A 20539-nucleotide genomic window follows, 5' to 3' on the forward strand; every position below is an offset into this window, starting at 1 on the left:
ACGAGACGACCAGCACGAATGGCGACTCCGACGACCAAGGACTCTTGCGTCAGGTCGCTGTGGAGGGAACCACGCTTGTCGTCAGACTCGGCTCTGGGAGTGCTGTCGAACAGATCAACCTCATCCAGCCAAATGGTGAGCTATTTGGGACGCGCGAGGTCGTGACCGGCGTTCAGCAGGTCGCATTCGAGATTGGGACTGCGTACGACCCCGGAGACTATCGGGTGATCGCAGTTCACGGCGACGAGACAGTAGCCGAGACGAGGTTGGAGATCCGACCACAACTCGAAATCGTTGACGTCGGTCTCTTCAGGAACAACCCAGACAAGCCGTGGGATGAGATCTACGGGGAGAGTGAGACTAATCGAACGAGAAATAGCGAAGCGTATGTCGAAGTTCGAAATACAGGGTCAGGCCCCGATGCCGTGGTCGGACTTCGATTTAGAGGAGATGTTCCTCATTTAGCGGAGACTTACGAGGGAAGTGGCTTGTACGGGACTGAACGAACCATTGTCCTACCAGACAGTCAGATCAACCTTTTCAGTAGCACATTACCTTTCGGTCCACAACTTGGCGACGACGGGATGGGCTGTTCAATCGACGGGAATCGGGGTGAGTTTACTGTGGTTATTGAGTCCATGGTTTCCGGCCGTGAGATTACAGAAACGTTCGGTGTCACGTACTCTGGCTCAGAAGAGATGCGCGACTGCGAGATCAACATTTCTGCCCCATAATCATGGTTGAACTCATAGACGTCGTTCTTGAGGGATTCAAAGATGTCGTCGATTGGATTATGAGCCTCTTCGAGAGCGGACTCAAGGAAGGATACAGAGCCATCTCTGAATCAATGTTTGGAACACCAACCCCGAATACAGACGGTGGGTTCGTATTTGGGACTCCAACGAATGCTCCGTGGCCTACAATTCAGGATGCACTCGTTGGGGGTGAAATCATGCTGATTTCATTCTTACTTCTCATCGTTAGTGTGCAAGGTCGCCACACGATGCGAATCTTCAATATCGGAAGCGGGTACAAAGCCCGGAAAACACAGAAAACAGCTTGGACCGGAGGGATTCTAATTGTCGGTTGGTACTGGGTTGGTGCCCTCTCCCTGTACTTAGTGGACGGCATTACTGTCGCCTTACTCCCGAGCCTGGGGTCTCTGTCAGATGTAATGCTTCAATTGCTGAGCGCAACACTCACCAACCCCATCTTAGGCCTCCTTCTCGCCGCACTCGGGGGCATCTCGATGTGGGCGATTCAAGCCCTCTTTTTCATCCGCGAGATCTTGCTGTACGTCTACGTCTATGGGATGCCGATTGCCATCGCACTCGGCTATGGAAACATTCCCGTCCTCTCAGACATCGCAACTGGATTCGCAAAGCGATTCGTCCCCTTAGTCGTCCTCCCACTCCCCGCAGCAGTCGTGTTCAAAGGCTACGACCTGCTCTTCGCCAGCGGGACGTTCTCCCCACCAACTGCCTTCCTCCAATATCTCGTCGCCGTCTCACTGCCCGTCATCGCACTCTATCTGACGTGGAAGACCTTCGCCTACGCAACCCCACTCACTGCGAGGGCCATCGGGTCAGCCAGCAAAGGCGCAGTCATCGTTGGAAGCGTCGCAGCAGGCGCGTCCATGGGTGGTGCAGGCGTTGCTACGACCGCTGCCCGCTGGGGGCCCAAAGCCGCTGCTGGCCAAGTAATCGCCCAGAAAGCCGCTGCCCGAGCTGAAAACCCCAGTACGCACGACACTGCCTCGTACCGCCGGACCGAGAACGACCCACACAACGCCAATCGCTAGTTCATCATGTCGACAGATTCAGACGCTGCAGAACGCCGTATCATGGACGAATTCGGAGAAGCAAGTCGCATCCCAGGGCTCAATATCGAAGAAGGGGACGTTGGTGTCCTGATTGCGTTCCCACTTCTCGGATTGTTCATCGCCGGACTCACCGGACTCGACTCACTCGCAGTCCCACTCATCGCAGGGGGTGTCGGACTAGGTGCGGCTGTGGTCTATGTTGCACCGGACCACCGCACTGCATGGGCATGGGCCAAAGACGTGTCTCGCTTTGCAATGCGACCGCGTCGAACGTTCAGCGCTCCCACCGCAACAGTCACCCAAGGGGCAGTCCGAAACGAGGGTGGCCTTGCGAACTACACACCGTTCAAACCAGATGAACGAACACAGGACCTCACCAACATTGAGCGTGCGTGGCCCGGCGTGGGTGCGATCCAGCGGTCGGACGGGGTGATGGAGGCGTTCATCGAAGTCAACCCAGGGAATATGGACTTCGCCATGTCAGATGAGTGGGCGAGTCTCCACGCGGCCGGCGCTGAATTCGCAAACAAGGAACTCGATTCAAAGCTGAAGTTCCACGCAACGACGCGGTCGTTCCCGGTCGAACAGCTCACAGCGAACATCGAACAGCGGCTGTCGGATGACGACGTCACCCAAAACCCGGTCTTCCGTGAACTCCTCGAAGAGTACCGCGAGACGCGCCCACAAGCGATGCGAAACCGTGGAACCCAACAGATTCGGTTCTTCATTGGCGTCGAAGTCTCGCCACTCGAAGTCTATGACCGCTTCCGCGACGAACAAACACCCGCAGAGAAGCTGACCGAACTCCCCGGCCTTGGCTTCCTGTTCAACCCGTTCGTCACGCGCCGCGAAGACCTCTCGAAAGCCGAAGAGCGTGCACGGATATTCGAGCGATTAGAGACCCGAATCACGAACATCGAGTCTGGATTCATCCAACAGGCGTCGGGGTGGTCTGCTCGTCGATTGAGCACAGTCGAACTGTTCGTGTTGACGATGGATTTCTGGAACGGCCACGAACACGACTATGACAATCCACGACGGGTCATCCGTGACCAACCGATTATCGGACGCTCCCGTCGAGAGGATGATCTCGATGCGTAGTCTCTGCCTGCAAATAGAGACTGAACTCGCTCACCAACTCGTCGAGTGGCTCCAACAGCCAACGTCACTGGAAGGTGCGTCACTCTACGCTACAGGAGCACTCGTGATTGTGCTCGGGACCATCGGTGTGTGGAAACGCCGCGCTGTCGACGAAGACCACGACCCTGAAGTCGATTTTTCGGACGTCCTCGACGAAGACACAATCCGAACAGGACACACTGAGGGACAACTTCTCGATGACATCGCAGAATCACACAAGACGACGATTGCACCGCCAGCCATCGAATGGGAGACGCGTGCAGCCCGCGTGGGCGAGCAGTGGACCTCCACACTCACGATCACCGACTACCCTGATTACCCGAGCGATGGCTACCTCAGTGATCTGTTTCAGCTAACAGATATCGAATTCGACCTCACAGCCCACATTCGACCGAAGAATCAGCTGCGTGCTCGAAGCGAACTCCAAGAGATCGCTGATGACCTCCAAGTCGATGCCGACCTCGAAAAGAGCGTTCGAAGTGGCTATCTCCAACAGCGGGCACACCAGGCTGCGGCGACGTACAATGCTGTCGAGAGTGGGACTCGTGTCTTCGACCAAGCACTGTTCGTCACCGTCCGTGCCGACACACGCGGCGACCTTCACGATGCCGTCCAAAGCGTCAAAAGCACGCTTCGCGATGAGCCGGCGAGTCTCACACCGAAGACAGCGATTTGCAACCAAGACCTCGCACTCCAATCTGCAGCACCGATTGGAGAGAACGTCATCGGTCACAACGCAATCGCGCTTGGTGGGGCCGTTGGCGCACTCCTTGCGTCGCCACACAACGCAACAATCCTCGAAGAAGGAGGCGTCGAATTCGGCATCCACAAAGACACCCACAGCCCGGTCGTCATCGACCCGTTCGCTCGCGAAAACGGCTATGCGATGTTCACCGTCGGCGATACCGGCTCTGGGAAGTCATTTGGCTCGAAACAGAACTTCATCCGGTCGATCGAACAAAGCACAGACCGAATCGGCATCATTCTCGAACCACTCAACAATTGGGCTGGCGTCGCCGAAGCCTTGGACGCCAAGCGCATCACCGTTGGTGGGACGCTCGGGTTGAATCCCTTAGAGATCCGCCAGACACCCGAACACGTCCAGCGAGCACTGGGTGAGGACGCAAGCCCGTTCAACGAGAAACTCGACGACGCAATGAGCTTCTTGACCAACTACTTCGCGCTCCGCGGCATCTCACTTGGCGACCGCCGGACCACCCTTGAACTTGGACTCCAACAGGCCTACGAACGCCAAGGGATCACAGACGAGATCGATACGCATGGCAATCGGAGTCCGACGATTCGAGATATGATGGACGTCTTCGAAGACATGGTTGCGTCACCAAGCGAGTTTGTCGTACGGACGAACGCTGAAGCGGACAAACTCCGCGAGGATGCGACGTGGCTCCTTGGACAACTTCGGCTGTTCGAAGAGGGAGGACGGTATGCAAACCTCGGGCGGGCATCCGAATTCAACATCCGCGACGAGAAGGTCATCTACCTCGACCTCGCGCAGCAAGAAGGCAGCGTCAGCAGTAGTACCGCGCTGACGATGCAGCTTCTCATCTCCTTGGTGTACGAGCGTGCCAAGGAAACAGACAAAGAAGTCGTGTTCGTCATTGACGAAGCACGGTATATTATGCAGGACGCCGCGAGTCTGGCGTTCTTGGAGACGGTGTTCCGTCATCACCGCCACCACGATCTTTCGATTCGACTCGTCACACAGACCGTCGACGAGTTCTTCGAACACACAGAGTCCGAAGCAATCTTAGACCAGTGTGCAGTCAAGCAGTTCCACCACCTTGACGGAATGGACGAAACGTGGGCCACAGAGTTTGGGCTGAACTACGCGCAGATGCGATTCGTCCAAGATGCGATTCCGGGAAATGAGGATGCGGGGTACTCCGAAGCGCTCGTTGGCGTCGACGGTGAGTGGCGTGGGATTCGCGTTGAGGCGATGCCCAAAGAAAAGCGGGTCATTGACTTCGATCCAACGGAGTCGGCTACTGGTTCGCTACCCGGTGGTGAGACCACTCATCAAGCGTACAGACGTTCGTAACTGAATTGAGGCGAGAGGTCCCCTTCTTCAGTGAGCGACCACCGCTCGGCGTCAGTTTGGTGAACTTGTCAGCATGTCTATTTTTTGCAGGTCAAAGAGTGTCCACGACGCATCGAGTTTGTCGGAAAATCCGTCTGTGAACCCACTCTTCGAAACGGTGTGGTACACTTACACATCGTGTGGCAGAACTCCAAGCACACGATCCCTACACTACCACCCGAAACTCACCACAAAGCATCGGTGCAGAGTACTAACCGAGGAGCGAACCCAATTCATCTACGAGGTCATCACTGATTCGACCATAGAGATTCAAGTCGCTGGTCAACTGCTGTGAGAACAGTCGAGTACACTTCGAGAGGATGGAGTGAAGACAGGGAAAGGTCAGTGACCTCCGCTGCATCTGGGGGCTGGTGAAAATGCAACCGTGCGTTGTGATTGTTTGGATGTCGGTCCCAGCGGCACTCCCATTGGGATCCGTCGTCATGCGCTTCGATATAGTGAATCGAAAAATCACCAGTCGTGAACCACCGAACATATAGTCGTGCCGTTTCTATCGATTCGGGGTATCGGCCAGCATCAAGCAATACGTGGAGGAGTCGTGGTTCGTAGGAGTCCGGGTCGAACTCTGTCTCAACCACGAGCGAATCCGACACGAGATGTCGCTCAAGCAATCGTAGAGTCTGACGGTCTGGAGGCCCAGTTGAATTCGGTTCTGGGTCTTCAGGTGGTGTGCTCATTTAGGCTGGAATGAGGTGCCCGTCATTCTGGGAGAGCTGGCGTGCAAGCTCGTAGAGCCGAATATCCCGGATCACTCCCTGCCACTCACTGACCGCAGTCATGCGGTCGTGAATCGTGTCGTGGTCACCGTAGTCGAACACTGAGACCTCTTTGGGATCTGTGCTCTCGAATTGTGTCTCGTACTCCCGTCGTCGTTCTTCGAGCGCCTTCACACGCTCAATAATCTCTTCGACAGAGAGTTCATTTGCAATTCGACTGGCGTCTTGCCACTCCAGATACCCCTCATTCCGCTCATACTGAGCCGGTCGACTGTCCCTGTCTGCTTGGACAATTCCCATCTCAGCGAGTCGTTCAAGATGTTTTTTCGCAGCGTTAGGTGAGCAGTCCGCTAACTCTGCGATGTCAGTGTACGCGGTGGGCGACGTAACACCCAACGCTACATCATAGACACGGTCAAACGTGTCTGTTCCCTCTTGCCACCTTCTCTGAGCGGAAGCAGAGTCAGGTGAAGGGTCGAATCCAGTCATACGTTGGTGTAAGCGCTTTACTTCAATATATTTTTGTGTTTTGCATATATTTGAGACATAATGCGTGAACGACTGGGAAGTGTCTATAGAAAATACAGTTGGTGTCATCGCACTGCCACGGATGAACACGGAGATTACCATGGCGTGCGAGGAAACAAAACGCTGTCCTGACTGTTACAATCTCCAATGGAGACTATGAGAACGGAACGTACGAGCCCGATGAAACAGCAGACAGAATGGACACAGCACAATCTCGGTTCGAGAGCCTCTCACGCCGGCCACCACAACGAAGAGTAGCCGAGAGCATTCCGCCTCAGGCCCGCTCTCGCAGTTCGTAGTACCGTGCCCGAAGCGTCGATACCGTCACGTCGGCTGCTGCTGCGAACTCCGCCTGTGTCTTCGCACTTCCTCGTTCGTTCCCAGCGAGGTACAGACACGCTGCGGCCACGCCCGCGGGGTTTCGTCCGTTCGTTATCCGTTCACGGTCTGCGAGGTCGGCGAGTTCGTACGCACGTGCGTTGACTTCTGAGGTCACACGGCAGTCCGACGCAAGCCGCGGGACGTACGTTCGTGCCGTCACAATCTGTGGTTCGATTTCCATGTCGACTTTGAGTGCGCGATAGCCAGTTCGCAACTGGTCAGCAGTACACCGAGCAACCGAGCCAATCTCGCCTGGCCGCCGCTGAAGCCCACGGCAACGACACGCCGCATACAGACTGCCTGCGGCCATCATTTCGATCGACCGCCCACGGATGAGATCACGATGTTGCGCCTGTCGGTAGACCTGACTTGCTTCTTCGACCACACTTCGTGGGAGGTCGAGCGCGCTCGACATCCGTGCGATTTCCTGAAGGGCGTGTGCAAGATTTCGCTCTGCTTTCGACCCGTAGCGTGCCCGGCGGTGTTCACGACGAAGTCGGTGAAGTTGCCACTGTTTTTTCGATGAAACACGATTCCCGTTCGCATCACGCTTGTAACCGATTTCTGCAGACACACCGTAGTCGTGTCGGGCAGGTGTGAGCCGACTTCCTGTCCGCCGCATCGGTTCTGGGTCGTCATCGAACACACGCGGGCCGTGGGTGTGGTCGATGTAGTACTGGTTGACGATGAGGCCACACTCGTCACACCCCGTTTCGCCACCCTCCGTTGTGAGCGTGCCGTCGCACTCGGGACAGTCAGTCGCATCAATAGTTTTTCCGCACGATTCGTCGAATGTTCGCTCGTAGATGTCTCTCAGTGCCATGAGTTTTCTGTGAGGCGCTTCTTCGGCACCCCCCGCACCCCTGTGGGGGAGATAAAACTGCGGTCAGTCTGTTTCGAGGTTAGTCGAGAGTCGTGTCGGCCGACCGGTCTGTGATACACGCCGACTCGAACGCCGTTCTGGAGGCGTGTTCCTGTCCGCATTCCGTACACCGCCAGAATCGACGTCGGTCTTGGTCGAACAATGCGAGGGCAGTCAGTGACGTATCGGTCGCTGCTCGCCACTCAGTGACGACGACGAGTCCGTGGCCCTGTTCAGTCCGCTTGACGATACTCCCGACTCGTTGGGTTGTGCTAGTATGCATTCGAATCAGCGAGGCATACCGCCCCGCACCCATTCGAGGGTGACAAAATTTCTCGCTAAAAGTAGAATTACGGGGGAACTCCCAGCCCCAATGTTAATTTTCACCGATTATATTGAATTGCGAAGTCGCCTCGTCTCCTGCTCGCACGTTGCGAAGCGGCCAGTCGGCTGGGGCAGCACTCGCGTCCGGATTTCGAATAGAACGCGCCGGAGATGTTTGCACTCGGCACCACGTTTCCGGTGATCTGGACACGAACACGTCCCCGCTTCAACGTCAACCTCGTACGTCTTTCCGCTCGACGAGTCAACCTCATAGATGGGGCCAACATCACCGAACCGAATGTCCATCTCTTCGGTGAGCGCTTTCCACGTCCGGGAGTCGTCGAGAGAGTAGCCACCGTCACTGAGGAGTGTCTGTCCATCGATGACTGTGCAGGGTTCGCGGAACTCCCGTTGACGGGTCCGCTCTTGGCCACACTTCCGGCAGCGCCAAAATATCGTCCGGTAGCCATCGAGGTCAGAGAGTTCGATTTCGTAATCGGTTGGCTCGCTTCCAGGCACCCATTCGGTGACGCGGACGAGGTCGTGACCGTGGGCTGGACTGCTGGTTGTTGTGCGTCGCTCGTGGTCGTTTGAGACTGTCATCTGTGTTCATCGAGCGCATCTGAGTGCCCCCGCACCCGTCAGGGGGCGATAAAAAGCGCAGAATCGCGTTGGTCCTGACTGAGGTTGTACTAATCCGCTCGTATCGCACCGAGAATCGACTTCGCAACCGACCGAATCCGATTCAGGCGCTCGAAAACCGAGTCTGCATCCTCTCCAGCCCACGCTGCGAGATAGAACGCAGAGTTACTCATATCAAGGCCAACGTATCGACCGACAAGATACGCAACTGCTTCTGCTTCGACCTCTCGCCTTGCTCGTTCAGGCAGATTCGACTGATCCGCGTGCAGCAATCCGTGAGCAAACTCGTGGATGAGTGTCGTCGCCATGTCAGCGTCATTGGGCCGTTCTCGAACCTCAATATGAGGCCGACCACGCGTGGAGTACTCACAGATGCCACGTGCAGTGCCGTGCACCCAGTCTGATGGATGGACGAGACTGACCGAAAGTGCAAGCGAGTCTGCAGCCGAGCACAGTGACACAACCAAGTCAGCAGCCGCACCGTACGATGCTGTTTCCAACACTGGAAGGGACTCGCCATCAGTCTGCGAGATGTCGAACACTGGTACTGGCTTAAACCTGAGCAGTTGTGTGGTCCACTCCTCGTATTGGACCCCGCCGCTCCCACAGTCCTCGTCGTGTCTGGCTTTCGTCTCTCCACACACTGGACACGTCTTCGCCGTGATCGGAGCCCAGATCCAGATTGCCGACTCCCCTTTCGATACCTGTCTGTCGAAGTCGTCTTGCCACGTTCGGTATCCGGCCACACGAGTCGCCTCCGGGCATTGGAGTGCGATGAGGAGGCTATTGCGAGCCGAGTAGTCGTGGAACCGACTCTGGACGTCTAACCAATCTTTGAACACCTCGCTTTCTCGTGCCTGTTCAACGTCGGCAAGGAGGTCCGCTAACCACTCGTCGACGACGAGATGCATTTCGTCGTCGCGAGTAGACTGGTCAGTAAACGATGCTTCTCTCTGGGTTGGTTCTCTCGTTGCCATCTAAATCCCGCGGGACACTGAGTACGCCCCGCACCCGTCAGGGGGTGACAAAACAGCCAAAATCTCACCACCGACACATATCTCACAGAGGTGACGGAGGGGTCCCACTACGTCAGTCGCAGGTTACTCGCACTCCACGATATCGTTGGGCGTGAACAGAGAGACATCCGAACGCTTGTCAGCAATCGCTCGCAGGCCGTCAGAGAATCCTGAACGAGCGAAGCAACAGTAGTGGTACACCGGATCACCACCCTCCGGTGGCGTCCAGTCGACCTGCGCAGCGCTCCGCTCTAGGTCGGCAAGGTCGCCTTCGTTCATTTCTCGCTGCGTGTACTTGCATTCCCCAGCGACGAGTGTGCCGTCACTCGCAAGGCCGACAACGTCCAGTTCATGATGCTTGTGCCACCAATAGCCAATCCCGTGGTAGGTATTGGGAACTAACGACGGGAGCGCATTCTGACAGACGAGTTCGAACATCGAGCCCATGTACTCCGAGAACGAAGGTGTGACCAACTCCTCGAAAGCATTGTCACCGAGCTGGGCGAGCTTCCCTTCTTGACCGTACACATAACGGAACCAGAACCGAAACAGCGGTTCATTCAGTCGGTATCGGCTCTTTCGCGTCGCATTGGGATTCGCCGTGACCGGGATATCCCGTGTGACCAGTCGCAGTCGACGGAGCTTCGCGAGATACGATCCGAGTGCGTTCGAATCGATACCGGCGAAGTTAGCAATCTCACTCGCCTCGCGCTTTCCTGTCGCAATCGCGCGGAGGACTGTGTAGTAGGTCTGTGGCTCTCGAATCCCAAACTCTGTCCGGAGGAGGAACTCTGGTTCGTTGTGGAGCACACCGTGTTCGGAGAGGACGTGTGTCTGGATGTTCTCCGCGAGCGATGCCGTTGGGGTGAGCGCCTGAAGGTAGTACGGCGTCCCACCGAAGACGCTCCACGTCTCAATCGTTGTCTCTGGGTCGTCTGTGGGGTACAGCTGTCGTGCGTCGGCCAACGCAAGTGGTGGGAGGTCGATAGTTCCGGTCCGACGTCCGTACAGCGGGCTCCCGCCTCCGAGCACTTTCTCTTCCATAACGCTGATCGACGACCCGACGAGTACCAACGACGCCGCCGTCTGTTCGAGATGGAGGTCCCAGACCCGCTGTATCTTCGAGGGAACTGCATCGTCGGATTCGATCAAGTACGGAAACTCGTCGATAACAACAACTGCGTCCTGCCGTCCAAGCGTCTTGAGAATCGTCTCCCAGTCACGCTTGATATCGTCAATGACTGGGTACGTGTCGCGAGCGGTCTCAACGAAGCTTGCGAGCTGTACGTCCGGAGTCTCTTCGGTCGCCTGCCAGTACACCGCATCGTCTCGGTCACGAATTGCTTCACGGACGAGCGCACTCTTTCCAAGCCGCCGCCGGCCATAGATGACGAGCAACTCCACCGTATCACGGTCGAACCGGGATCGAAGAAACGAGAGTTCGTCGTCGCGGTTGACGAAGGAAGGCCGAGACATAGTCTGTGTTTGGCTTGGTAGATGATAGTCGTTCTGATTATCTTAATCGTGGTTTTACTAACCGTGATTTTACTAACTAGATTCGGGCGCAAGCAGCTAAAATTACTAATTTCCAGCAAATCTATTTTACTTACTGCGCTCGTACGACGACCAGTGACCGGAGCAGGCTCCCCCACAACACCGTGGCAAGGTGACGTCAACGAGACAGTCATTGATGACTGGAAAGCAGATACCACGACGTTCGAACGTATTCGGCAGGTAATCGACGTTACAACGAACCCACAAACTGCCAGCGAAATTGCTGAACGTGCCCATGTGAGTGAACCAACTGCACGGAAGCACCTCTCAGCGCTCGCTGAGACCGGCCGTGTTAAAAGAATTTCAGCCGGTGATGCCACTCGCTACATGCGCGCACCACAGATGCTGGCGATGCGGCGGATCGCCGACATTCACCGCGAGCACACGAAAGACGAGATTCGACAGGGAATCCGAGAACTGAAAGATGAACGTCAAGCGATCCAAGAACAGTACGACGCGACGACCGTCGACGAGCTGACCTTGGAATTGGAGTCCGGTGCTGACGGGTGGGCAGACCTCACTCGGTGGCAGCAAATTGAGCAGAACCTTGAGATCGCCCAAGCTGCGCTGACGCTCTACGATTTCGACCCAGATGATAGCCGATCTGCAGCAGCTCGGCTATCCGATCGTGAAAACACGATCCGCAGCCGGGGTGCACTACAGGACGACGAATCTCAATCGACTGCATAGATGGCAGACGAGACGGACATTGAGGGCCCTGTTGGCTCAATCGATGATGTCACACTTAAAGAGATTCGCACAGTCTGCACACGTGCTGATGGTCTCGTCGAAGATGCCGGATTCGATAGTCGCCTTGACCCAACGAAGCTACAGATTCACTTCCGAGATGAGATTGCCGAGGCGACGTGGTGTCGGTTCGATATTCGCTGGTTCCAGCGTCAGTACTACAGTTTCCATTGTCTCGATGAATGAGGAGTACAGTTCCGCTACGATTACCGTCCCAAACCGGAGGCACCAGAGAAGCACTTTCATACGCCACCCGAAGCAAATACGGACGACGTAGAGCAGTCCTGTATCGTGACAACAGAGCCAATGCTCGTTGCACGAGCGGTGCATCAACTCTGGCGTCAAGCGTACGAAACGGCCTCGTTCGACGCACTAAACACAGCCGAAAATCCGTCGTGAGGTCGTGGCTGCGCGCGCAGCACCGCAGGTGCGAGCACGGAGCGGTGGGTGGGGAGGTGGGGTCTGGGTCGGCCGGGCACATAGCAAAAAAGAAGGGTGCGATGACTGGCTATTCCCACCACGCCTCGCGCGCTGGGAAGCTGATGTCGGACCACCCCGTCACAGCCACCGACACGCGTCCACCGTACCAGCTCTTTGCGACGTTCCGCAGCGTCACCCGCTCGCCTTCTCTCACAGCCGGTTGCCTCGATTTCTCCCAGACAGTCACCTTCGTTCGTCCCGTCTCGTCCTCGATGAGGCCCACCTGCTGAATCGCCGCGTTCGACGACTCCCACAACTGCGTAATCGTTCCCTCGATTGACACTTCACGACGACTGACCTCACTGACCGCTGCAATCGGAATCACCCGCCCTGGTGCCTGTTGGAACTCCTCGAACACACCCACGACCGCGCTCATCATCGAGTTCCCATCTGCGACATCCTCGGCCAGACGCCGGCTGATTGCCGCCCGCGACCACGCATCGAGTTTCGACTGCATCCGTGCCGCCTCCCTGTTCACAACGCCCAACTGTTCAGCCGTCAGTTGCTCACGTGGGTCTGACTCCTCGGGGTCGGCCCACCGATTCACACACCCCGCACGCTTCTTGAACTCACGCGTTGCCTCGATACTCGACTGTTCGACCGCCGTCGCCGTCCGTGCTTCTCGACTCGACGTCTGTCTCCGGTCCCACCGTGCACGCGTCTGTTCGATCTCCCACTCACGCGCAGCCAGCCGCTCTTCTTCCGCGAGGGTCAGTCCCCGACCAACCGCTTTTGGATTGTTCAGGTCAACTTTGGCTTGAATCTCGAGTTCAACTGTGGGATGGAGCGCTGGCGTCTCATCGACTACGTCGTCGTCGACTGTCGAGGGGTGATTGCTGTGCGAAACTTCATTACGGAACTGTTTCTTACTACTCATTGTAGTTCTCTGAAAGGCGCTCACTCGGCGTCTTCTTCCGACACCACGACTCTCCAGCCGCGGCTCTCTCGTTCGCCCAACTGGCTCTGCGCACGCCTTTCGCGCCTTCATCGCGCCCGTAGGGCGCGGAAGGCGTGCGCGCGACGACGGACACACAGCCCCAGCACCGCGCGCCAGCTTACCGAACGCAGTGAGGTGAGACTCGGGGCGCGAACATCGTGAGCGACCCGATGGCCTGGCCGCCGCGAGCGGCCAGCACACAAGCCGGTTTCGTGTCTGACGACCGAGCCAGCGAGGGCGTCGTGACCGACAGCGCGCTTGGTGCTGGCGCACCGGGAGGGTGCGAGCGATGCGAGTGCGACTGCAAGGAGCAACTCGTCACGAACGACGTGAGGAGTGAGTACGGCGGGCACAGGGCGGCGAGTGGGGCGTGCCGTTCGTACCACACCGGGCTACCGACAGCCATCGTCAGCCACACAACAGCCTAGGGGTGGGATTGAAAGGGGCCGGACGCTCGGCGTGCCCCGACGACGCAAGCACCGCAGGAACGAGGCGCGCAGCGAGTCGCGGCCGTCGAGCGTTCGGGGGCTTTCGTGGATTCCTCAACTGACGGTGTCATCGATATCCTGGGTCCAGAGATAGCACTCACAATGTGGCACGACACACTCATTTCGATCGAAAAGCAACGAAAGCTAACAACGACGGGTGACTACGTTGGGGACCTCGCCAAGCCGCCAGTGTTGGGGTGAGAAGCGATCAAGCGTGAAAAAGACGCCAACTGAGTCACAAACCCAGTGACGGTGTCAATGAGAAGTCGAGTAGCAGCACAATTATCAAACATTAATGCAATTCTATCTAGTTTTATTTCTGAAAACACAGATATAGAAGGGATTATGCCTACTGAGTGAGAGTGAAATGTATTATTTCGTCCACCACCGACCGAGCCTTCATCCACCTCTCGCCAACTGCGGATACGTTTACCCCGTCGACTGTCACCGCACAGTTTACTCGATTGTACTACCTCTTAGCGTCGACCCAAACTCCGTCCACCCTCGAATGGGTACTCGTCACTGATGGGTCAGACACAGGACCCATCGAGTACGTCCTGAGCGTCGACACTGCCCTCGCATCGACGATCGAAGCGTGGTGTCGAGAACTCGTTCCAAATTCGTTCGATATTTCGATCTCATCAACAGACCCGCTGCGTTATCTCTCATCTGCCGACGCCACCACTGACCCAGACGATGGGGCTCTTGAATCGTATTCACCACCACGATACCGAGCGGTCGAGTTCGTGGGCGTCACAGACCGACGCGAAGACTGGCAAACCACGCTCACTCGATACGACGAGTTCACCGACAAACAGAGCCGTCTGCCACTCGCAACGGTGGTGAGTGCGCTTGCGGACGCGTCCGTGCCGATGGCCGTCCAGATACTCGTGCGGCCGTATCCAGACTGGCGACACCACGCCCTTGACAGAAAACAACGGCTCAAGCAGGGTCGAGAGACAGCCTTCCAGCGGTTCTTCGAGGACTGGGTTTTGTCTACAGACTCCGAAAACAACGTCTCTGATCCAAGGGTCCGCTCGCGAGTGGATGCACTCGACGAAAAAGACGCACAACACAGTTTTGTAGTCACCGCTCGGGCAGTTGCGGCAACGATCGACCAGCGTGCACAACTGCCCGACTGCACCCCAGTATCGACTGCGTTTTCGCATCTCAATGGCGACCACTACCGAATCGAAGGTCGCATACACGACGGCGATCGCGCAAAATCAATCTACGAATCACTACGCAATCGCGTCGTGGTTGACCCAGAACACGCGAAGCTCACTGCGAGACTTCCGTGGACCGACCATGCCAGTCGTGGACTCGTCATGGATGGGTGTGAACTCCCGTTGCTGTGTCTCGTCGATGCGGCCACCCTCCCGACAGAAGCCCACCGTGGGCTCGCGCCCACACCGACAGACGAACACGGTCTGCCACGCCCACCGCGTGATCGGATTGAGCGGTATCGAACAGCAGGGCTCACACTTGGCCATGCACAGACGGCCGACGGCGATGCCGAAGCCGTCCCTATCTCACTGCCGCCCGCACTCCAGCCACTCCATCTCGGTATGTTCGGCCGGACCGGCTCTGGCAAATCATCGACTCTCGTTGCGGCGCTTCTCGCAAATCACGCAGCAACCGATGGCGCTGATATCTTCATCGACCCCAAAGGCGACGGGATGGCCGACGACTATCTCAAGGCACATTATGCGAAATACGGCTCTCTCGACGATGTCTATTATTTCGATTGCACAGAGACACTCCCCGCACTGTCGTTTTTCGACATTCGTGATCAACTCGATGCAGGTATCGACCGCACGACCGCCGTCGAGGACGTCGTCGACCACTATATCGATATCCTGATCGGTATCATGGGTCGTGACAGATTCGAACAGGCGGTTCGGTCACCCGACATCATTCGCTACGTGCTCAAAGCGATGTTTGATCCGATCCACGGCTCGAACGCGTTTAGCCATCGTGAGTTCCAGACGGCCGTCGCCAGATTACACGAAACACGCGACCCACCACCAGTCGTTGATGAAGACCTCCAGGCGATGCTCGCTGGTGTCGCTGCTAACTCCAAGCGCTCGTTCGACGAGCTCATGCAAGGGGTTGCAAACCGCATCGAGAAGATTCCAATCGATGCCCGACTTGCACAGGTATTCAATCATACTCCAGACGATGATAGCGACGATCCGGAATTCGACCTTCGGAGGCTCATCGATGAAGACGCAGTCATTATTATCGAGACAGGGGGCCTCAGGCCGGCTTCACAGCGCGTCATCACGCTCGTCCTTCTGTCGGCGTTGTGGACCGCCCTTCGACGCCGGACCCAGCAGGGCGACGACGAGACAGACCACCCACTCGTGAATCTGTATCTCGAAGAAGCTGCGCAGTTATCGACATCATCGCTCTTGTCAGATCTCCTTGCCCAGTCTCGTTCGTTCGGCCTCTCGATTACCTTGGCGATGCAGTTTCCTGCACAACTCAAAGAGGCCAATCCAGAGGCCTATCGTGAAGTCCTCAATAACGTCTCGACGATTATCACGGGGAACGTCGCAGTCGACCCCGAGTTCAGCCGGCGATTTACAACAGCCGACCGTCCCGCAACGGAAGTACAAAATCGACTCCGCGCGCTTCGCCGTGGCCAGTGGCTCGCGACGCTCCCGGCAGAGTTTGGACAACCAGAGCCACAGCCGTTCGTCCTCCAGAGCCCACCGCTTCCAGTTGGCCACCCAGAAAGTGATGACCCGTTTTCGCCCGCTCGTGAGACAGCATACGCGGCCGCACTCGAGTTGCGTACTGCTCGGACCGCCCAAGCGTCTGGTCTCAACGTCTCGGGGATTGGCAGCCGGACCACCACAGAAGAGACACACACGCCGCTGGGCCACCGCGAAGCAGCACCGCTCGATGATTCTGCAGCGTCGACACACCGCGCGACTCCCACGTCCGCACACACGCCAGCCGAAGACGCACCACCAGACCCATACCCAGATCGGAATGCGCCAACTCCCGATGCGCGTATCAACTCCGCGCTGCCGTATACGTCGCGTCTCCCACCCATGGTCGAGTATGACCCTGAAGTTCACGTCGTCGTCTGTGAGGAGTGCTCAACTCGATACGACCCAACACTCACAGGCATCAAAAACGCCATCCAATGTTGTCACAGCCTCGAAGCAGTCGACCGCGACGAAATCCCAATCTCACAACTCCCACTCAAACTCTCAGCCGTCGAACGCGGCAGTAGCGCGTTTACCGACGCCCAACTGCGCTTTCTCCAAGCGGTCTACTCTGCACATCAACGTCGATTCGATCCCGAGTTCGAGTACGACCTTTTGTATGACAGCATGGTTCGCCTCCAAGAATACACCGGCATCAGATATCAGGAAGTTCAAGAACTCATCGATGGTGGGTCGCTGTCGGTCGATTGTACGTATCCACACAAACTCTATACAGTCACCCCAAAAGGCCGCCGTGCGATTGCAGTTCGCCACCGCGAAGGTATTGCCCACGGCCACGGCCGAGGCGATCTCAGTGAGTCGAGTCTCCACGTCGTCATGGTGGAACTTGGCCGACGATATCTCGAAACAGAGTTCGTCGAAGACGATGACTCCGCGGCTGTCGAGGCCGTTTCATACTTCGAACACGAAGGCTCGCGTCTCGATGCGGTCTGTCTCGATGAGGATGGAAACATCGTCGTCACACTTGAAGCTGAACGAGCGAATCACGATATCTTGACTGCGGTCCCCGAAGACTATGACAAGATGGCTGCGTGCGATCCCGAAGCCGCAGTGTGGGTCGTGAAGAATCGAAGCGATGCACATGAGATTCTTCGTGCCCTCAACGAGCCAAACGAGGGGTACCCACGCGTCGAAAAGACCTATAGTTCGAATTCACCGCCATCGTCGTTCCAGATTCACCAACCCGGATTCACCGAGATGCACACCCTCCAAGAGTTACAGTCAGATGCTTCGCACTCGTGAGGATCGGTGACGTGACTACCGTCTGAACCACCCAAATAGCGACCACCCACGATCACTTTCGTCTGTCTCGTCTCCTGCAGCGACCGCTGCTTCCAGTTCACGTCGCCGTTCGCGTTCGGTTTCTAACTCCGCGTGTAGTCGTTCGTTCTCTTCGAGTACCGATTCGAGATGGCTCTGCAGGTCTTTGAGCCGTTCGAGAGTGTCGGTATCGCGGGGAGTGGCTGTCTTTGTACTGTCGGTTGGTGTGACCGACGTCGGATCGTGTGGTGTCTGGTGGTCCGCACGTCCAGTCCGGGTGGTGTCTGTGCGCGACGATGACCGACGGACTTCGGTCGACCACTGTGAGGGGTCATAAAAATCGGACGTCCCCGAAACCGATCGCTCGATGGTCTTTTCGCCGTACGTCGACCCATCGGCGAAATGCGTTTCGTCCCATTTCTTGCGATACAGTCCAGAGTCTCGGAGCAGTCGATCAATCTGTGCTGTGTCTCCGCCAGTCCAAAATGCGAGGATCGAACACAGCGCCATATCGGCTTCTGAGTGGCTGTCATACGCACTCGTATCGCCTTTCCACAGTCGGCTGAACTTCGGCCCGTTGGCTGCGTTCGATGCCCGTTCAACGACATCCTCGTCGGTGAGGTCGTTTCCTGGCGTGTCGACAGTGCTCGATGTCGTAGTGATATTCGGGGTGTTCGATGTTTGTGTGCCACTCTGGGTGTGTTGTGTCTCGAAGTACGCACCGTGGATTGCGGTGAGTTCGTCTGTTCGGTCGGCAACCGTCGTGGGCGTCTCGTCGACGTGGTCGCCAGTCATCGTAAAGAACCGCGCGTGTTCGTAGAGTTCGAGGTTCCCTGTTCGGTTGCCTCCTGGCGGCAATGATCCACGGACGATGATGTGATAGCCCGTCCCTGACGGACTGATTTCTGTATACGACGCAAGCTGGTCGATGATCTCTGTGGCCCATGCTTCTGTCTCGCCCGTTTCGCGAGTGCGGCATTTGTCGAGGTCAATACCGACATATGGGTCGTCAGTACTGAACACGAAGCCAACACCATCTGCCGCGCCACCCCTTGCATACGCGAGCGCTTCGTCGAAGGTCGTCCACGTCACCGCATCGGTTGCAGAGGCATAGCCGCCGTTCACCGAGACAGGCACCTTCGTTTCGTCTCCACCACGTGTCTGTTTACGCCAGCCCACCCAGTGGTCTCGTTCGAGGAGAGTATCGGGGAGTGTATCACGTGTGGGTAGGGGTGGGGTCATTGGGTACTCGATGGTCTCGTGGACACATAGATAGCTATTTCGTGCTGCTACACCGGTGGGTCGATTCCCTCGATTTCTACACTGGGGCGGAAGTGAGTGATTCGTCAATACACCCTCTACAGCCCCATTTTTCAGGGGTGTACATCCACGCCGATTTCCCGTATGGGTGTATGTGAGTTGTGGCTTACTTGGGTGTAGATACAGGCGAGGACCACAGCCTCAAGAGGGAATGAACCTCGAACGAATCTTTTGGTGTTGGCGTCTAGGGCCGCTCAGACGTGCGATTCGTATTGAAGGAGAACCACCGTTGTATCGAAAGTCACCACCCATCCGCCTGTGTTCAGGTATACTCGAATCCGCTATTCTCCAGTACACCACGTCAGAGAGGTGGTGTATGGGCGGTTTTCAAATTCTCGGTTGGCGTCGTTGGTCGTGGTTGATGCCTGCTCAGTACTGGTCATCGTCGCGTTCCAAGCAGAGAGTCGAACGCGCCGAACTCTCGCTTTTGGGACCCGTTGACGTGGTACTGGTGTGTTCGCCTCGACTTGAAGAGGGGGTTCTGACGGTGGTCTCAAACGTGGACGCGACGAAATCGAGGACGGTCAGTTAGTTTCAACTCTCTTCCCTTCGAACCAAGTGGGTTGCGTGAGGGTGACGTGGCTTCCAGTAGATGCTTGCACGTACCTTTGGACGTGTTTTGCTGGCAGGTCGGTCCAGCAGTGGCGCTGTGATGTTGGTGTGCTCGCGTTCTAACCCGTGGGAACCACGTCGCGTTACGCCCCAGTCGTTGTGCCCTGACGAGGAAGGCCAGTTGACTGTGGCCTGTGCCATCCGAGGACCATTGTACACAGTAGCCTCAGAAGATGGTGGTGTCCCTTTGGGTACGTCTGTCCGAGTTGAACGAGGCCACGGTCCCAGATGTGTCATGACAGGTGTTCGCTCTCGAATCGAACGCACTTGCTCTCGACGAACTCGTAGTTCGAGACACCGAATGCCTCGTTATCACGAAGGTTTTCGATCGTTCGAACGATCTCGCTTGTTCATTGAGGAAGATACGGCCACACACCGCTTCGGTGAAGTCTATTGTTGCGGGACAGACGGTGGGTGTATTCCAATCGAAGCAGAGGTATGGTAACCCACCGACTCACCAACACACCGACTGCAACTCACCGCAACGACAACCCAGCCACCAAACCCGTCCCGAGCGCCACGACCTGCCAGCCACGGTGGATGGGAGCGCGTCGATTAGCCTCGGGGTGGTGTGTGGGTCTGAGGCCGCCCGCCCCCGCTCAGTCTCGAGAGTCGAATTCCCGTTATGAGTGGCCGATGGAGAAACGGACGCCCCGGTATATTGGCGTTCAACCACAAGCCCAAGTGGGCGATGACGAAGAAACATGAATCGAACGGTGTCTACATCACACCTCGCTGCCGAAACTCAACGCGGGCGTCATCGAACACAACAGACGAAGCGGGTGTATCCGGTATCGGCAATCCCCGCAGCTCAAACGACTGCTGGAACAGGTATCTGAATTCACGCGGC

At 56.8% G+C, this 20539-nt stretch carries 15 protein-coding genes; 7 read left to right on the forward strand and 8 right to left on the reverse strand.

What is annotated here, in order from left to right; all coding sequences use genetic code 11:
* Positions 1 to 59: 59 nt before the first annotated feature.
* The 4 genes from DVK03_RS12915 to DVK03_RS12930 are packed head-to-tail and all read left to right on the forward strand — an operon-like array spanning position 60 to position 5021.
* Entirely contained in the window at positions 60 to 734 is a 675-nt protein-coding gene (locus DVK03_RS12915; protein WP_306452309.1) for a hypothetical protein, read from the forward strand.
* A 2-nt stretch (positions 735 to 736) separates the two neighbouring features.
* Complete coding sequence (locus tag DVK03_RS12920) at positions 737 to 1801, forward strand: hypothetical protein (protein WP_115803146.1); 1065 nt, start codon at positions 737 to 739, stop codon at positions 1799 to 1801.
* A 6-nt stretch (positions 1802 to 1807) separates the two neighbouring features.
* Positions 1808 to 2923: a hypothetical protein gene (locus tag DVK03_RS12925; RefSeq protein ID WP_115803148.1), complete on the forward strand. Its 1116-nt coding sequence runs from the start codon at positions 1808 to 1810 to the stop codon at positions 2921 to 2923.
* Positions 2916 to 5021: a VirB4 family type IV secretion system protein gene (locus tag DVK03_RS12930; protein WP_115803150.1), complete on the forward strand. Its 2106-nt coding sequence runs from the start codon at positions 2916 to 2918 to the stop codon at positions 5019 to 5021. The genes DVK03_RS12925 and DVK03_RS12930 overlap by 8 nt, the downstream gene beginning before the upstream one ends.
* A gap of 287 nt (positions 5022 to 5308) precedes the next feature.
* Here the strand turns inward: DVK03_RS12930 and DVK03_RS20530 are convergent, their stop codons facing one another.
* From DVK03_RS20530 to DVK03_RS12965, 6 genes are all read right to left on the reverse strand, one after another.
* On the reverse strand, positions 5309 to 5758 hold the full coding sequence (locus DVK03_RS20530; RefSeq protein ID WP_115803151.1) for a hypothetical protein: 450 nt from the start codon (positions 5756 to 5758) through the stop codon (positions 5309 to 5311).
* A complete protein-coding gene (locus tag DVK03_RS12940) occupies positions 5759 to 6286 on the reverse strand; it encodes a winged helix-turn-helix domain-containing protein (protein WP_115803153.1) in 528 nt (175 codons plus the stop codon).
* Positions 6287 to 6599: 313 nt separating this feature from the next.
* Complete coding sequence (locus tag DVK03_RS20435; RefSeq protein ID WP_115803155.1) at positions 6600 to 7529, reverse strand: transcription initiation factor IIB family protein; 930 nt, start codon at positions 7527 to 7529, stop codon at positions 6600 to 6602.
* Positions 7530 to 7958: 429 nt separating this feature from the next.
* Positions 7959 to 8495, reverse strand: coding sequence for a hypothetical protein (locus DVK03_RS12955; protein WP_233506068.1), 537 nt, complete (start codon positions 8493 to 8495; stop codon positions 7959 to 7961).
* Positions 8496 to 8584: 89 nt separating this feature from the next.
* Complete coding sequence (locus DVK03_RS12960) at positions 8585 to 9445, reverse strand: ArdC-like ssDNA-binding domain-containing protein (protein ID WP_115803160.1); 861 nt, start codon at positions 9443 to 9445, stop codon at positions 8585 to 8587.
* 189 nt (positions 9446 to 9634) lie between these two features.
* A complete protein-coding gene (locus DVK03_RS12965; protein WP_115803162.1) occupies positions 9635 to 11026 on the reverse strand; it encodes an ATP-binding protein in 1392 nt (463 codons plus the stop codon).
* Between the two features lie 153 nt (positions 11027 to 11179).
* On the opposite strand from DVK03_RS12965, the gene DVK03_RS12970 reads away from it, so the two are divergent.
* Positions 11180 to 11794, forward strand: coding sequence for a winged helix-turn-helix domain-containing protein (locus DVK03_RS12970; protein ID WP_115803164.1), 615 nt, complete (start codon positions 11180 to 11182; stop codon positions 11792 to 11794).
* Positions 11795 to 12037, forward strand: a complete 243-nt coding sequence (locus DVK03_RS20270) for a hypothetical protein (protein ID WP_233521789.1) — start codon at positions 11795 to 11797, stop codon at positions 12035 to 12037.
* Positions 12038 to 12359: 322 nt separating this feature from the next.
* On the opposite strand, the gene DVK03_RS12980 is transcribed toward DVK03_RS20270, so the two are convergent.
* Complete coding sequence (locus DVK03_RS12980) at positions 12360 to 13208, reverse strand: DNA-binding protein (protein WP_115803166.1); 849 nt, start codon at positions 13206 to 13208, stop codon at positions 12360 to 12362.
* Positions 13209 to 15324: 2116 nt separating this feature from the next.
* On the opposite strand from DVK03_RS12980, the gene DVK03_RS12985 reads away from it, so the two are divergent.
* Positions 15325 to 17739 (forward strand): TraM recognition domain-containing protein, encoded by a 2415-nt coding sequence (locus tag DVK03_RS12985; protein WP_394337642.1) that lies wholly within the window; start codon positions 15325 to 15327, stop codon positions 17737 to 17739.
* A gap of 15 nt (positions 17740 to 17754) precedes the next feature.
* Here DVK03_RS12985 and DVK03_RS12990 read toward each other — a convergent pair whose 3' ends face one another.
* Positions 17755 to 18999: a hypothetical protein gene (locus DVK03_RS12990; protein WP_006601188.1), complete on the reverse strand. Its 1245-nt coding sequence runs from the start codon at positions 18997 to 18999 to the stop codon at positions 17755 to 17757.
* Positions 19000 to 20539: the final 1540 nt, after the last annotated feature.

Source organism: Haloferax sp. Atlit-109R, assembly GCF_003665865.1.
Lineage (GTDB): Archaea > Halobacteriota > Halobacteria > Halobacteriales > Haloferacaceae > Haloferax > Haloferax volcanii.

What these genes read in the sequence shown, in the direction of transcription:
- DVK03_RS12920 (WP_115803146.1), top strand. Translation starts at nt 737, where the DNA reads ATGGTTGAACTCATAGACGTCGTTCTTGAGGGATTCAAAGATGTCGTC.
- DVK03_RS20435 (WP_115803155.1), bottom strand. Translation starts at nt 7,529, where the DNA reads ATGGCACTGAGAGACATCTACGAGCGAACATTCGACGAATCGTGCGGA.
- DVK03_RS12980 (WP_115803166.1), bottom strand. Translation starts at nt 13,208, where the DNA reads ATGAGTAGTAAGAAACAGTTCCGTAATGAAGTTTCGCACAGCAATCAC.
- DVK03_RS12965 (WP_115803162.1), bottom strand. Translation starts at nt 11,026, where the DNA reads ATGTCTCGGCCTTCCTTCGTCAACCGCGACGACGAACTCTCGTTTCTT.
- DVK03_RS20270 (WP_233521789.1), top strand. Translation starts at nt 11,795, where the DNA reads ATGGCAGACGAGACGGACATTGAGGGCCCTGTTGGCTCAATCGATGAT.
- DVK03_RS12940 (WP_115803153.1), bottom strand. Translation starts at nt 6,286, where the DNA reads ATGACTGGATTCGACCCTTCACCTGACTCTGCTTCCGCTCAGAGAAGG.
- DVK03_RS12960 (WP_115803160.1), bottom strand. Translation starts at nt 9,445, where the DNA reads ATGCATCTCGTCGTCGACGAGTGGTTAGCGGACCTCCTTGCCGACGTT.
- DVK03_RS12990 (WP_006601188.1), bottom strand. Translation starts at nt 18,999, where the DNA reads ATGACCCCACCCCTACCCACACGTGATACACTCCCCGATACTCTCCTC.
- DVK03_RS12985 (WP_394337642.1), top strand. Translation starts at nt 15,325, where the DNA reads ATGTTCGGCCGGACCGGCTCTGGCAAATCATCGACTCTCGTTGCGGCG.
- DVK03_RS12925 (WP_115803148.1), top strand. Translation starts at nt 1,808, where the DNA reads ATGTCGACAGATTCAGACGCTGCAGAACGCCGTATCATGGACGAATTC.
- DVK03_RS12955 (WP_233506068.1), bottom strand. Translation starts at nt 8,495, where the DNA reads ATGACAGTCTCAAACGACCACGAGCGACGCACAACAACCAGCAGTCCA.
- DVK03_RS12930 (WP_115803150.1), top strand. Translation starts at nt 2,916, where the DNA reads ATGCGTAGTCTCTGCCTGCAAATAGAGACTGAACTCGCTCACCAACTC.
- DVK03_RS20530 (WP_115803151.1), bottom strand. Translation starts at nt 5,758, where the DNA reads ATGAGCACACCACCTGAAGACCCAGAACCGAATTCAACTGGGCCTCCA.